This window comes from Paenibacillus diazotrophicus (genome assembly GCF_042610465.1).
Genome location: NZ_JBGJZN010000001.1, coordinates 358,225 through 373,232, shown reverse-complemented (window position 1 = coordinate 373,232; position 15,008 = coordinate 358,225). Strand labels below are relative to the sequence as shown.

Annotated in this window: 9 protein-coding genes; 1 reads left to right on the top strand and 8 read right to left on the bottom strand. The window is 49.3% G+C overall.

Features of this window, described 5'->3' with window-relative positions:
* The first annotated feature begins 47 nt into the window (after nt 1–47).
* Nucleotides 48–923, top strand: a complete 876-nt coding sequence (gene dapA / locus ACAN54_RS01645; RefSeq protein ID WP_379151556.1) for a 4-hydroxy-tetrahydrodipicolinate synthase — start codon at nt 48–50, stop codon at nt 921–923.
* 174 nt (nt 924–1,097) lie between these two features.
* Here the strand turns inward: dapA and ACAN54_RS01640 are convergent, their stop codons facing one another.
* The 8 genes from ACAN54_RS01640 to ACAN54_RS01605 form a co-directional block, all read right to left on the bottom strand.
* Nucleotides 1,098–2,612, bottom strand: coding sequence for a DEAD/DEAH box helicase (locus ACAN54_RS01640; protein ID WP_379151553.1), 1,515 nt, complete (start codon nt 2,610–2,612; stop codon nt 1,098–1,100).
* 389 nt (nt 2,613–3,001) lie between these two features.
* The gene (locus ACAN54_RS01635; protein ID WP_379151550.1) at nt 3,002–8,653 is read right to left on the bottom strand and encodes a rhamnogalacturonan lyase family protein; all 5,652 of its coding nucleotides are present in this window, start codon (nt 8,651–8,653) and stop codon (nt 3,002–3,004) included.
* A gap of 500 nt (nt 8,654–9,153) precedes the next feature.
* A complete protein-coding gene (gene pduL, locus ACAN54_RS01630; protein ID WP_379151546.1) occupies nt 9,154–9,726 on the bottom strand; it encodes a phosphate propanoyltransferase in 573 nt (190 codons plus the stop codon).
* A 176-nt stretch (nt 9,727–9,902) separates the two neighbouring features.
* On the bottom strand, nt 9,903–10,853 hold the full coding sequence (locus tag ACAN54_RS01625) for a dipeptidase (RefSeq protein ID WP_379151543.1): 951 nt from the start codon (nt 10,851–10,853) through the stop codon (nt 9,903–9,905).
* A 166-nt stretch (nt 10,854–11,019) separates the two neighbouring features.
* Nucleotides 11,020–11,280, bottom strand: a complete 261-nt coding sequence (locus tag ACAN54_RS01620; RefSeq protein WP_036656334.1) for a stage V sporulation protein S — start codon at nt 11,278–11,280, stop codon at nt 11,020–11,022.
* 200 nt (nt 11,281–11,480) lie between these two features.
* Nucleotides 11,481–12,275, bottom strand: a complete 795-nt coding sequence (locus tag ACAN54_RS01615; protein WP_074088234.1) for a TIGR00282 family metallophosphoesterase — start codon at nt 12,273–12,275, stop codon at nt 11,481–11,483.
* Between the two features lie 53 nt (nt 12,276–12,328).
* A complete protein-coding gene (gene rny, locus ACAN54_RS01610; protein WP_074088215.1) occupies nt 12,329–13,870 on the bottom strand; it encodes a ribonuclease Y in 1,542 nt (513 codons plus the stop codon).
* A 308-nt stretch (nt 13,871–14,178) separates the two neighbouring features.
* Complete coding sequence (locus ACAN54_RS01605; protein ID WP_379151537.1) at nt 14,179–14,913, bottom strand: regulatory protein RecX; 735 nt, start codon at nt 14,911–14,913, stop codon at nt 14,179–14,181.
* Nucleotides 14,914–15,008: the final 95 nt, after the last annotated feature.

Genomic DNA, 15,008 nt, shown 5'->3' with positions numbered 1-15,008 from the left:
TGCTACAGTAAGATAAAAGGATTTAAACATTTTGGAGGACGATATTCATGTTAACAGAAGAACAGATTTATGGAATCTATGTTCCCGTGGTAACCCCGTTCAATACGGCTGGAGAAATCGATCTGGAATCGTATCAGCGTTATGTGAACAACATCATCAAGAACAGTATTCATGGTCTGGTCGTCAATGGAACCACTGGAGAATCGCCGACAGTCAACATACAAGAGCTGCAGACCCTCGTGGACACTTCACGGGAACTATTAAAATCCACCACAATTCCATTGGTTATTGGCACAGGCACCAACGATACGGCATCCACTGTTGCCCGGACCGAGATGGCAGCGAACGCTGGTGCTGACGCCGTGCTGGTGGTTGTACCCTATTACAGCCGCCCTTCCCAACAAGGCATTATTGAGCATTTCCGCAAAGCTGCGGAAGTAGGCATACCTGTCATGGCTTATGATATTCCAGGCCGCGCAGGAGTCGGCATGACCATCGATACCGCACGAACGATCCTGGAAATGAACAATGTTGTGGGTTTAAAAGACTGCTCCGGTTCACCACTGCTCGTCTCTGAGCTATCCCGACTAGGTTCGAAACCCGTGCTGTGCGGCGATGATCTTCATTTCTTCGAGATGCTGGGCTGCGGAGCCGCCGGTGGGATGCTGGCCTCGGCCAACGTCCATACCGCGAAGTACCTCGGAATCTACGAACAGTTCAGAAATGGCAAGCTTGAAGAAGCCCGAACAGAATTTAACCAACTTGTGCCGCTGATGAAGCTCCTCTTCAAGGAATCCAATCCGGCTCCGATCAAATGGCTGCTTAATGCCTATGGCGAAATCTCCTCAGACACACTCCGTCTGCCAATGACCCCCATCAGCTCCGAGCTGCGTGAGGAATTAGGTGCTTATCTGGCCGGGTAGCACCTGCTCTGTTCGTTAACGGATAAGTATACAACACCACAAGAACCGCCAAGGACAGTCTTTGACTGTACCCTGGCGGTTCTTGTTTGTCATCATGGAATCCCAGCACCACGCAAAAAAAACAGCCTCCCGTATGGAGAGGCTGAAATGTATTTATATCAAGCGAGCCGTAATTTACTGTGATCTGCCTGCTTGGGAAGCAGGTCTGCTGCTCGGGCGGCTGTTGTAGTTGTTGCCTGACCGGCCAGCCTGACTGGCAGCAGGTCTACTGCTCTGACCAGAGCGGTTCTGCTCGCCCGGTCTGCCGCTATAACCGGCTCCACTGGCTGTAGCACTCCCAGGTCTTGCTCCTGCTCCTGCCGCCTTGCGGCCCGGCTCACCATTTGGTCTGCTGCCCGTGCCGCTCTTGCTTCCACCGTTAGCACTGCCCTGGCGGTTGCCTTGCGTGAACCACTCCGACTTCGGCTTGCGCGCAGGATTAGTCTTCGCCTTGGCAGCCGGCTTCGCCGGAGCTTTGGACGGACGTTCATTCAGCAGCGCCTGAGCACTTTTGGACATCGGATACGCATGGTCCTTCACTTCCGGAATTGTCTTGCCGATCAGCTTCTGGATATCCTTAAGGTACGGGATTTCTTCAGCCTCGCATAGGGAGATAGCGATTCCGCTCATACCTGCACGCCCGGTGCGGCCGATACGGTGAACATACGTTTCCGGAATGTTCGGCAGATTGAAGTTGATAACATGCGACAGCTCATCAATGTCAATCCCGCGGGCGGCAATATCCGTAGCAACAAGCACGCGTGTAGCTCCGCTCTTGAAGTTGCGCAGCGCATTCTGGCGGTCATTCTGGGACTTGTTGCCGTGAATTGCCTGTGCGGTAATATTGATTCGGGTCAGATCACGGGTTACTCGGTCAGCTCCGCGTTTGGTGCGGGTGAAGACCAGTGCAGACACAATCGACTTGTCCTGCAGCAGACGGTTTAACTGATTCTGCTTATTGCCGTTCTCCAGGAGATAGATTGATTGCTCAATTCTGTCTACAGTGGAGGAAACCGGGGTAATTTCGATTTTCACCGGGTTCACGAGCAGCGTTTTGATCAAGTTGGATATCTCCGTCGGCATAGTAGCCGAGAAGAACAACGTTTGCTTTTTGGCAGGCATTTTGGCAATAATCCGCTTCACATCATGAATGAAGCCCATATCGAGCATCCGGTCCGCTTCGTCCAGTACAAGAATCTGTACATACTGCAGATCGACATGCTTCTGATTGATCAGATCGATCAGACGGCCTGGTGTTGCAATCAGGATATCTGCACCTTGGCTTAATGCACGCTCCTGGGCTTTCTGTGATACACCACCGACAATAGCCGTTGAACGGATACTGGTAAATTTACTGTAGGCCTGGATATTTTCTGAGATTTGCAAGGCAAGTTCTCTTGTAGGTGTGAGAATCAGCGAACGAATCCGGCGTTTGCCTCCGGTTACGGAAGGCTGCTGGCTCAGCAGTTGAATAATCGGCAACGAGAAAGCGGCTGTTTTGCCTGTTCCGGTCTGCGCACAGCCGAGGACGTCTCTGCCAGCTAGTGCCGCAGGAATGGACTCCTCCTGGATTGGAGTGGGGGATGTATAATTTTCCTGGCTCAAAGCCTTGAGGATCGCGGGAATCAAATTCAAATCATTAAAAGTCATTTTGTCTCCTTAATTATCAATACATATATTTTTAGATCATGAACGAACGGAATTTAGCTTATTCCTGCGTCTCCACATAGCGCAGTTGTAAGTCATAACACATAATGATACCACAGATCCGCATATAAAATAACCCCGCCCCCTCAGGTTATGGGATCGGAGCTGATTTAGTACTTAATATCTGGAATTTATATAATAATGTGATCACACTATTCATGAGAAAATGTATAATTACAGGTCCTGCAATATTATAGAATGTGCGTTCTTGTACATCAACTAACACACTCCCTTTTTACATAAATCCCCATTGAAAAAGGACCCCGCATCCTATCAATGCTGGAGGTCCTTAAATACAGATTGCGGAATAACCCGCCATTACTACGATCCTTCTATTTGACCGTAATCTTCATCATTGCACTCTCACTTGCCCCGGAGCTGTTCACCAGCTCCGCACGATATTCATATACGCCTGCTATGCGGCCCTCAATAGAGGTCACGGCCGACTGGGCATTTGGCGTATTAACGCTTAAGGACTGCGTATCAACCAGGACACCATTTTCATAGAGGCGGTAAGTTGTCGCGTTCATTCCCCACCACAGATTCATCGTTACCTTATAGTTCCCGTCACCATCCGAGTTATCGTTCGACAACACCGGAACGGCGGGAGCCGCGTCTTCCACAGTTACCACAAACGGACTGGAAACCGTTGTTCCCCAGGAGTTGGTAAGCTCCGCAGTGTAGGTGTATGTTCCGTTTGCTTTTCCAGTCAGTTGGGTCACTGCGGTCTGTGCCTCTGGAGTGTTATCGGCAAAAGCCTTGCTGTCAATCAGCTTACCGTTCTCATACAGCTTATAGCTGGTTCCGTTATTGCCCCACCACAGGTTCATTGTGACTTGGTAGTCGCCATCCTGAAGTCCGGTATCATAACCGTTGTTGCTGGAAAGTACGGGCTTCCCGGGTACATCCGTTGCCTTCTGCGGGCCCCCTACGATCTGAATAGCCGGTGCCGCAGGAGCCTCCATTCCTGTTCCCAGATAAAAGCTTGGATGCGGCGGCTGATTATAGCCTACGTTTTGCCAAGCCACGGCCAGACGGTACACCGGATCTTGCATGAGCGTACGAATACGGGTATCGGTAAGATCCGTAGTGGTGTATATCCGCAGCTCGGTACTGTCGGCGGAACGCCACATCACTTCCTCACGCCAGTCACCATACAAGTCTGCTTGCAGGCTGGGATTGGCTTTGGTTCCGTTGTTTGAGGCCGCCCCCTCTGCTGTCAGCAGATTAGCTGTCGCCTGCTTCACATAATCCCATTTATCCACCCGGTTGTCATCCATCAGCTCCCGCGAAAGGTCGCCATCCCACCATACCCCAAAGTTAGTTGAAGTAGGCAGAGTTGTGCTTATCAATTCCCCCTTAGCGCTGTATATTCCGGTAACCGGAATTTGCTGCCCATTGGTAATAGTTGCCGCCCAGACCTCTTCTCCCACGTAATTCGGATCAATGTCTGCTGACATCCCACGACCCGTATCAATACCTGTATAAATACCCCACAGCGCTTCGCCGGTTGCCGCATCACGCATTTCCATGCCGTACTTGGAATCTGTATGCTCATGTACATCAAATACCTCCAGTCCCGGTCTTGCCGGGTCCAGATCCCCGAAGTGAATAGCATCCCCATGACCGAGCTTCGTATTATACAGCGGCAGCCCGTCATCATCAATTGCCATAGCACCGAACGTAATTTCATCCTTACCGTCCCGGTCCACATCCCCTACAGACAAGTTGTGGTTGCCCTGGCCTGTGTATTCACCATTTCCTTCGTCATTGGAATCAAACCGCCACACCTTGCTCAGCTTGCCATCCTTGTAATCATAGGCAGCCAGCACCGTTCGTGTATAATAACCTCGGCTGAAGATCACACTGGGGTGCTCACCATCGAGATAAGCTACCGCCGCCAGAAAACGATCCACGCGGTTGCCATAGGCGTCGCCCCATGCACTCACATCGCCGCGTGGAGGGTCATACTCGACCGTATCTACTGCCCTGCCTGTCATTCCATCGAATACGGTCAGATATTCATTGCCAAGCAGCACGTATCCGCTGCTGTTGCGGTAATCCGCCGTAGCATCGCCAATCACTGTACCTTGGCCATCGACCGTACCATCTGCGGTTTTGAGCATGACCTCTGCCCGGCCGTCGCTGTCCAGATCGTAGACTATAAACGGAGAATAATGGGCACCTGCACGGATATTCTTTCCTAGGGTGATCCGCCAGAGACGGGTTCCGTCCATTTTGTAGGCATCCATATAGACAATGCCTGTGTATCCTGCCTGAGAGTTGTCTTTGCTGATCGAAGGAGACCATAGCATAACAATCTCATATTTCCCGTCACCATCCAGATCCCCTACACTGGCGTCTCCGGCATTGTAGGTATAAGGCTGGCCGTCCTTCGTATAATCATCTGCCGGCTTCTGAAGCGGCACTGACAGGTACTGCTGCTGCCATACCCCGAATGATTCCGTAGCGGATTGCTCTACGCCATTCAATACGGCTTTTATTGTATATTTAGAGTCCGCCTTTCCCATAGCGTCCAACAGATTCGTACTGCCAGTCAGCGGTTTTACATTTACTTTTTTTCCATCACGGTACACATTGAAAGCTATCGAATCGGGATCAAGCCCCAGCATCCGCCAGCTGAGATATATTCCTTCATTCGTCTTGACCGCAACCGGTGCCCGGTCCAGGTTTTCCATGCTGCGGAAAAGTGTAGTCACAACCGGCGTCTCCAGCATGGAGGACAGCCCGGATATACCGCCTGCATTGACCGAGGCAACTTTATAGTAATAAGGAATCGTACTTAGAATTGTACTATCCGTATAAGAAGCCACCTTGGTCTTGCCAATCAGGGCATACTCGCCGCCGGCTGACTTTGAGCGGTACACATTGAACATTTTAGCATCTGCATCTTCGTTCCAGCTGAAGCTCACATCATTTTTGTGAATAGATTGCAGCTCCAGTCCGCTCGGAATAGCAGCTTTGGCTACGGAAGGATCAATCATAGACACCAGCAGAAGGCTCGAAGCCACCGACTCAAGCCCTGTACTATCGACCGCAGTCACCGAATACTCGTAATCCATACCAATGTCAGCCGTTAAGTCTGTATAGGTCAAACCATTAGTTTCCCCCAGCACCTCTGCACTCTCTGCAACTGTAGCCTTCCGGTACACCCGGTATTTAGCGGCGCCGTCGATGCCTTTCCAAGAGAGTGTTGCTCTTACAGGATCATTGAGAAGATCCAGCTGATCCAGCTTAAGATTCGAGGGTGCCAGCATCAGAGGCGTGATCTCCACCCCGTTGAGATGAGCCGTTGTACCGCTGAACACCAGATTCATCTGACCATCTTTGATGGATATCTGACTGTACTCCTTCTCAGCAATACTCCCTTTACCGGAAGAAATGGTTCCATAATCTTTACCTTCGATCGATACATTCGTTTTGGTAGATCCTATCCAGTCTCCCGTGTAAGTCTTGACAGAATAATAGCCATTCGGCATATCCACTTTGAATTCATAAGATCCGCCAAAATAAATGACGAAATCCCGGCGCAGTGCATCCGTGCCGTCTCCACGGTCACGGTCACTCATCCCGGCGCTTGAAGTCAGTCCATAACCAAGCTCCGGAGTATACAGCACACTTCGGTTCACTTCAGTGTAACCTGCAGCGACCGGTGAACCCGCAGGTCCAAAATCATAACTGTACTGGGACTGCTTCGTAGTTAGTGTCAGCGGATCGGAGGGTTCGGATTCCCCACGCCCGTTAACCGCTGTTACTCTTATCGTGTAACTTTGGCCTTCAGCCATTCCTCCCACCGTAATAGATGGAACTGTGGCAGAGCCAATCATGGCATAAGCAGAGTCATCGGCTGAAGCTGGCTTACGGTAGATTTTGTAGATATCTGCCCCTTCTACTGCATCCCATTTCAGTACGGCACCTGCATTGCTGACACTTCCAGCCGCCAGGCCAGTAGGCTTCTCTGGAACCGCAGCAGGGGGAGCAATCTCCTGAACCTCACCAGACAATGGGATATCCAAGGAAGCGATCCCTCCGGCAATCAGACGTGCCATTTGAATAGCCCCATACTCCTGAAAATGGGTATTATCGCTTGATCCCGCCGGAAAGGCTGAATACACGCCCGGGTCGGTATATAGAAATACTGCCCGCGTAGCTTCAAATCCAATGGAATTGTAATAAGCCACACTTAGCGAGCTGAGATCTACCAGTCCAACGTTAAGCTCAGCAGCGACTTCTTTCATCGCCTGGACATATTCAGGGAAGCTCACATTGAATTGACTTGTCCCTGCGTTATAATCGCGGCGCCCCATTGGCGTAACCAGAATCGGCGTCGCTCCGCGTTGTCTCGTGCCTTGGATGTAGGTTTTCAGATAATTTTTGTAATCTGCAGGTGAAGCATAGCGTTCAGGTACGCTGATCGTGGCATCGTTATGTCCAAACTGTACAAGGAAATAGTCACCCGGTTTAATCTCCCGGAGGATCTCATCTAATCTGCCTTCCACAATGAAGGACTTCGAGCTGCGCCCCCCGATAGCATGATTATTGAACTCAACCGCTGTGGTAAAAAACTTGCCGATCATCTGACCCCAGCCCGCCTGTGGTTTCCAGTACGGATCATAGGTCTGTACAGTGGAATCTCCGGCAATGTATACGGTAGGTTTCATACCGACTGTACGTTCAGGTTGTTTTTTGATCACAAGCGCATTGAGTACAGGTCTAGTTCCGCTAAACACGAAATTCATCTGTCCGTCGACCAGCGCAATATCGAAGCTCATTTCCAAATATTCTCCCGCACTTTTGCTGGTCAGCTGTACCTTCTGCATGCTTTCTACATTGATACCCACGTTTGTATCCCCGCCACTGTCCCCGGCAATCAGCGATACCGAGTAGTCACCATTCGGCAAATCAATATTAAACCCTGCCCCATTAACAACTACAAAATCCGTTCTTAAGGCATCAGCCGTACCTCTATCAGCACCGCTTACTTTGGACGTATCAGTGAATCCATATTTTGCATCCTCGGAGTAAGCAGTTCCGGCCTCAACCTTCAAATATCCTTCCGCTGCGGCACCCGGCCCGAAATCAAGTGCATATTCGTTGCCTTCCGGCAGCGGGGCTGGCGGCGTGTCATTCGTGCTCTCCACAATGACCGGACTGCTTAGATCCGACTCCACACCGTCATCATTGACAGCGGATACATAATAGGAGTAGTGACCTCCTTCAACAACTTGCTGGTCTGTATACTTCGTATCCGCCGCCGATCCCAAGTGCAAAACGTTACTGTCTGCCCCACCACTTCGATAGATCTGGTAATAGACCGCACCCGTTACGGTATTCCACTGAAGCGAAACACTGGATGCGTCCGCAGCAGTAACCGCAAGTCCAACCGGTGCCGAGGGGGGCAGAGCTATCGCTTTTTGAATGACAAGACCGTTTAAATATCCGCCAGCTCCCGATCCGGACACCCCTAAGGTCAGTTGACCGTCGAGCACTGTGGTATGGTAGATTGCCTGATTGACCTGCTGTTTACTGGCGATCGTTCCTGCCACAGCCCCTTCTAGGGTAAACGTTGTTTTGGTGGTACTGGTACCCGCAAGCAAGTCCCCTGAATAGACAGTCACATCATAATCTCCATTTGGAACATCTACCTGAAATGAGTAAGACGTACCCAGCACAAAATCATTCGTGAGCTCGTCTCCACCCGAACGGTTTCTGGAGGCTACGGCCTGGTCTAAGCCATACCCCAGCTCTCCGGTATACAGCTTAGTTTCATTGACAGCAGTGTACCCATCCATAATCGGACTCGATGCTGTGCCAAAATCATACCGCAGCTCCAGCTGTGAAGACTGCACCGATGCGTTATCCTCCTGCTCAGCTCCATACACAAGTCCCGGAAATAAAGAGGAACATATCATAATCCACGATAGAAGAAGCATTGCCATCTGTTTGCTCGCACGATTTCTCATCTTTCGTGATTCACCCGCTTTCAATTTTTTTAAAAGCCTTTGGATCACTCCTCGAAATGTAACCGCTTTCCAAAACAAACCTGTTGCTGCCGCTTTTGACACTGATCCTATGGAATACTGAACACTTTATACACCCAGCTCCTGCTATATCAGCTCCCTTCGAGATCCATTTGATCTGAGCGCTGCATTTAATTACCATAAAGTTACAGCTTCAAATCGATACTATCATCTGCCAGCGTTACTGAACATTTAAAAATCCGATCTTTTCATACACGAAACCGATCTGTTTGCTGCTGCTCAGGACGTTTGACTGAGCTTTGAACACATACATAGGCCATTGGATTCATTCGGTTTACGGCAGATTCTCTATAAGGACTGATACCCAAGAAATCCTGCAAACCCCTTGTGTCTTATTCTTAAGTCCACTTTCACCTGCCTCCGTGCACGCAAAAAAAGCGGAGGATTGCTCCCCCGCCTTCACTCTTATAAAAAGATTAAGACTATTCTACAATTTCAGCAGTATCGCCGTTGTTGGCACCTGCAGCGTTGGCTTCGTCGGTGTCGATATGCATATCAAGTTTGAAGTTGTCGGATACGCGTGCTAGCACGTTCTCCAGTACCAGACCACGTTCACCGCCAAGACGCACCTTCAGCATTTGCTTGTCGGCAATGCCCCAAGCTTCAGCTTCGGAAGTATGGAAGTGAATGTGGCGTGCTGCCACGATTACACCTGTTTCCAGCTCAACTTCGCCGGCAGGTCCTTTGATCGTAATTCCTGGTGTTCCTTCAATATTGCCGGATTCGCGGACAGGGGCTTTCACGCCAAGGCTGAATGCGTCTGTACGGGAAACTTCCAACTGCGATGCTGGACGAACAGGGCCAAGAATTCTGACTTTGTCAAATTTTCCTTTGGTTCCGATCACGGCTACTTGTTCATTTGCTGCAAATTGTCCGGGTTGGGAAAGCGGTTTGAACTCAGTCAGTTGATATCCTGGGCCAAATAACGCTTCTACGTGCTCCTGCGTAAGGTGAATATGTCGGGCCGACACACCTACGGGTACAGTCTTGCTCATTGTAAAGTCACTCCTTGTATTTTCTCTAATATCTGTACAAGCCACTGAACATTATACATCTATTTCTTTGAAAATAAAAAGATCGAGTTCACAATGAGCGATTTTTTTTCAACATTTTGCGATATTGGAACAGGATTGTCAAGAAATCGCCACTTCCCGGGCGTTAATGTTGCATCTCAAGTTTGGACGATTTTTGACGGCAGATGATTGGCAAGAAAAGTAAGGGCATTCCCGTACAACCACCCCCGAACTTCATCCTCGGGATAACGAGCCAGCAGCATATCAGCAAATTCGACATATTTCCCCGGGTGCTCAAGGCCCTCTACCCAGGCGTCAATCCCGTCAAAATCCGATCCGAACATTATCTTCGTGGAGCCTTCGAGAGAACAAACATGTTCAATATGACGCAGTACATCCTCAGCCTTCGCGCCCCCTCCATCCCGGACAAACCAGGGGACAAAGGTCAACCCGATTCGCCCATCCATAGCCACCAGAGCCCGAATCTGCTCGTCGCTCAAATTGCGCGGGTGTCCACATACGGCAGCAGTATTGGAATGCGACGCAATGAAGGGATGTATACTCCGCTCCGCAAGCTCCCAGAATCCGGCTGGCGCGAGATGCGACACATCCAGCAGCATGCCGCTCCGGTTGCACCATTCAATCAGCTTGCGCCCCTGTTCCGTAAAACCGCCATTCCGTAGCTCCAGTACACCGTCAGCCGCCCAGTTGGCATAATTCCAGGTTAGCCCCAGACAACGTACTCCGAGCTCAAAGCATAACTGGGCATAGAAGAGATTCCCTTCCAGACCGTCTACACCTTCCAGAGAGAGCATCCCCCATCCATTGGGTGTATTGGTCTGGACTGCTACTTCCTCCTTCCAGCGAAGCCACTGAAGGCCCCCTGGGCCTGCCACTTGTAGGCGGAACGATTCAATCTGTCCCAGAATGCGTTCAAAGCTTGCTTTTTCCCGTTGAGTAGACAAATAAATAGCAAAAACCTGTAGACTAACCCCCCCCGCCAGCAAACGCTCCAGCGTTACATCCAGCCGGCTGTCCTTTGTGAAGTCGATATCCGGAGAAGCCTGAAGCTTACTTAGCACATCACAGTGAAAATCCGCTACTTTCATTCTCCTGTTCCCCATCCTGTATGAACCCCGCTTTCGCAATAGCTATAGATCTATTACAAAGCATATGCTGCCATCATCCATCCTTCGACTGGGTACCCATAAATTCATTCTATGCAGCAAAAAACCTGCTTACCGGGGTAAACAGGTTCATTCAAAAGTTTATTTATTATCTAGGCTCTACAATCAATTTAATCGCGGTCCGATCCTCTCCATCAATCACTATGTCCGTAAAGGCCGGGATACAGATTAGATCCACACCGCTTGGTGCAACAAATCCCCGGGCAATGGCAACTGCTTTGACGGCTTGGTTCAGTGCTCCGGCTCCAATCGCTTGCAGCTCGGCCGTTCCACGTTCACGAAGAACACCTGCTAACGCGCCGGCGACGGAATTAGGATTGGATTTAGCTGATACTTTTAATACATCCATAGTAAGTACCTCCCCTGGGAAAATGATGGTGTTCTTCCACTACTGTAGATGTTATTCGCGCTAGAAGAATTAATTCCTTCTTTTTGCGGACCATTCCGGAGAAATTAGGACAAAAGATACTGTTTTTCGATATAATAAAAATCACACTTTACCCAAAACCTACGATTTTTGCCGTAAACCCTATTTAATTGTAATTCAGTTTAACTCATGACCCATTCGCCTTCACGCAGCCTGATTTTCTCCACACGAGTGGCTTTACCAGTAGCTTCGTCAAGGTCGGCGAACAAACCATGCAACATCCATTTGCCTTCATCCACAACAAACCTTGCAGGAAGCTGAGTAGTAAATTTATACAGTACTGCATCCTTTTCCATACCCAATATCCCTTCTCTTGAACCAACCATACCTGCATCCGTTAAATATGCGGTTCCTCCTGGCAGGATGACTTCATCATTACTCTGTACATGGGTATGCGTACCAACCACAATAGAAGCCAGTCCATCCATGAAATAACCCATTGCGATTTTTTCGGATGTTGCTTCAGCATGAAAGTCGACAAGAATGCATTTATGCTTTTGCCGAAGCTCTTCAACAATCTCCTCACCTATACGAAACGGATCATCAATAGCCGGCAAAAACGTACGTCCCTGCAGATTGACAATCGCGAGCTGTTTACCATTCGCTTTAATCACCGTATACCCGCGGCCAGGTGTCCCCGGAGGAAAATTAGCCGGACGGATAAGCCGGGGCTCGTCATCAATGAATTCAAAAATATCTTTGTTATCCCACGTATGATTACCCATCGTAATCCCATGAACTCCCCAATTAAAGAATTCATTAGCAATGGCTGAGGTAATTCCCCGGCCGGCCGCGGCATTCTCACCGTTGACGATAATGATATGCGGCTGATATTTATCCTTCAGGGAAGGCAGCATTTCGCGAAGCGCTTTTCTGCCTGTATTCCCGCAAATGTCTCCAATAAATAAAACTTTAATGATATTCTCCTCCTGAAAGAAAAAAGGCCCCACAGAGGGGCCGATTTCCTTGGTTATTTGGCGTATTCTACTGCCCGTGTCTCGCGGATTACCGTAACCTTGATATGCCCCGGATAATCCAGTTCACTCTCGATCATCTTCGTAATGTCGCGTGCCAGACGGAAAGCTTCAGCATCGTCGATCTTCTCAGGCTGCACCATTACGCGTACCTCGCGGCCCGCTTGAATGGCGTAGGATTTCTCCACACCCTCGAAGGATTCGGAGATCTCCTCCAGTTTTTCCAGACGCTTGATATACGTTTCCAGGGTTTCGCGGCGTGCGCCAGGGCGTGCGGCTGACAAAGCATCAGCTGCTCCAACCAACATAGCGATAACCGATGTAGCTTCGCAGTCACCGTGGTGAGATGCGATACTGTTGATAACCACTGGATGTTCCTTGTATTTCTTCGCCAGTTCGACGCCGATTTCCACGTGCGAACCTTCCACTTCATGATCCAGCGCTTTGCCGATATCATGCAGAAGTCCGGCGCGTTTTGCAAGCACGATGTCTTCCCCAAGCTCACCGGCCATCAGTCCAGTCAAATAAGCAACCTCCATGGAGTGCTTGAGTACATTTTGACCATAACTCGTACGGAATTTCAGACGGCCCAGGATTTTGATCAGATCAGGATGCAATCCGTGAACACCAACCTCGAAGGTAGCTTGTTCACCATATTCGCGAATCCGTTCATCCACTTCCTTACGGGACTTCTCAACCATTTCCTCAATCCGAGCCGGATGGATACGTCCATCAGCCACAAGCTTCTCAAGTGCCGTACGGGCCACTTCGCGGCGAATCGGATCAAAGCCTGACAGAATAACCGCTTCAGGAGTATCATCAATGATGAGATCAATACCAGTGAGAGTTTCCAGTGCACGAATATTACGGCCTTCGCGTCCGATAATCCGTCCCTTCATCTCTTCATTAGGCAATGTTACGACAGACACGGTTGTTTCCGCTACATGATCAGCTGCACAGCGTTGGATCGCCAAAGTAATGATCTCACGGGCTTTCTTATCCGCTTCTTCTTTGGCCTGCTGTTCAATTTCCTTGATCATCTGAGCGGTTTCGTGGCGAACTTCCTGCTCAACATTACTGAGAATGATACTTCTGGCATCATCGATGCTCAGATTGGAGATGCGTTCCAATTCAGTGACTTGATTCTTGTAAATAACGTCAATTTGCTGTTGTGTTTCGTCAATTCGTTTCTCTTTGTTAGCTACTTGTTCTTCTTTTCGTTCGAGCGATTCCATTTTTTTATCCAGCGATTCTTCCTTTTGCAGCAAACGTCTCTCTTGCCGTTGGATTTCATTCCGACGTTCACGAGTTTCTTTCTCAGCTTCGGTACGGATTCTGTGGACTTCGTCCTTAGCTTCAAGTACCGTTTCCTTCTTCAGCGCTTCTGCCTCTTTCTTCGCGTTCTCCACGATGACTACGGCTTCTTTCTCAGCACTGGAAATCTTAGCTTCTGCAAGGGATTTACGAATAAAATAACCGAATCCAAAGAATAATGCAGCTACAACGAGAACGATTATGACCCAGATCGCAGTTTGCATCTGTTCACCTCCTCGTTGGTTCCTCCAAGAACTAGGCTTGGGAATTTGTGCAGTTGTTAAACTAATCCGTTCATCACCATACAAAAAACCGGTAATACACCGATTGCCATACTGCACATGCTGCACATGCACACTGCCCGCCTTATCCGGCGATTACATTTCATATGAGTTGTACGCGAACCGCATTATAAGAGTCTGCTTTTTGGGAAGGAAAAAGGATATCTTATTTATGCCGATTCATGTTATATTTTATTATTTATAAAAAGACATTGTCAAGAGAGTCGATAACTGCATTAAAGTCAAGACAATCAGTCAGGGAAGTAAATATCCTCTTCTTCCCCCTCAAAATCCTCTTCCTCACGCAAAATATTCAGCACCTGGCGCACCATATCCCCGGAAAATCCTCTTCGCATGAGAAATGCCCCGGTCTTCCTCCGTTTGTCATTCCCATCTCCGCGAATTAAGTTCCATTTCTTACGCCCCGTCTGCAAAGCGCTTTCCAGTTCCTGTTCGGGAGTGATATTCTCCAATGCCTCGGAAATCAGCGACTTCTCTATGCCCTTCTCACGCAGTTCTTGGCGGATCCAGAGCTTGCCTTTACGCTGATTCGTTATACGCTGCTCTGCCCATTGCTTGGCATATAAAGGATCATCGAGCAGACGCTCCTGCTGCAGACGCAACAGAACTTCGGCAATAATAGTCTCCCCTATTTCCTTCTCCCGTAAACGGCGGGCCATTTCCTGAGACGTTCGAGGCTTGCGCTCCAAATAGCGCAGGCCCTCCACATAAGCCCGCTGCCGCTCATCGGCTACAACGATCTCTTCCAGATCAGTCTTCATGAAGGAGCTACCCGTAATCATCCGGTATTTAATCATGACATCTTCATGAACGGCCAGCTGATAGGCACCAAAATGTATGATATAACGGTGGTCTGACTTCTTCAGACGCTCTACACGCGTAATTTCTAGTAATTCATCCTCAGGGAAATCGGCTAAGATTTGCTCGTCCTGCTCTTCAGGTTCAGGATTTAATTGGATTACCATTGGCTTCCTATCACCTCATTGCTGATGTAAGTCTTATTCATTTGCGAAAAAGCGCCCTGCAATGGATCATTCACAGGGCGCCCGAACTCTTACCG

Bases quoted from the DNA above. Each gene is read 5' to 3' on its own strand.
- dapA (WP_379151556.1), top strand. From the start codon at position 48: ATGTTAACAGAAGAACAGATTTATGGAATCTATGTTCCCGTGGTAACC.
- ACAN54_RS01640 (WP_379151553.1), bottom strand. From the start codon at position 2,612: ATGACTTTTAATGATTTGAATTTGATTCCCGCGATCCTCAAGGCTTTG.
- ACAN54_RS01635 (WP_379151550.1), bottom strand. From the start codon at position 8,653: ATGAGAAATCGTGCGAGCAAACAGATGGCAATGCTTCTTCTATCGTGG.
- pduL (WP_379151546.1), bottom strand. From the start codon at position 9,726: ATGAGCAAGACTGTACCCGTAGGTGTGTCGGCCCGACATATTCACCTT.
- ACAN54_RS01625 (WP_379151543.1), bottom strand. From the start codon at position 10,853: ATGAAAGTAGCGGATTTTCACTGTGATGTGCTAAGTAAGCTTCAGGCT.
- ACAN54_RS01620 (WP_036656334.1), bottom strand. From the start codon at position 11,280: ATGGATGTATTAAAAGTATCAGCTAAATCCAATCCTAATTCCGTCGCC.
- rny (WP_074088215.1), bottom strand. From the start codon at position 13,870: ATGCAAACTGCGATCTGGGTCATAATCGTTCTCGTTGTAGCTGCATTA.
- ACAN54_RS01605 (WP_379151537.1), bottom strand. From the start codon at position 14,913: ATGGTAATCCAATTAAATCCTGAACCTGAAGAGCAGGACGAGCAAATC.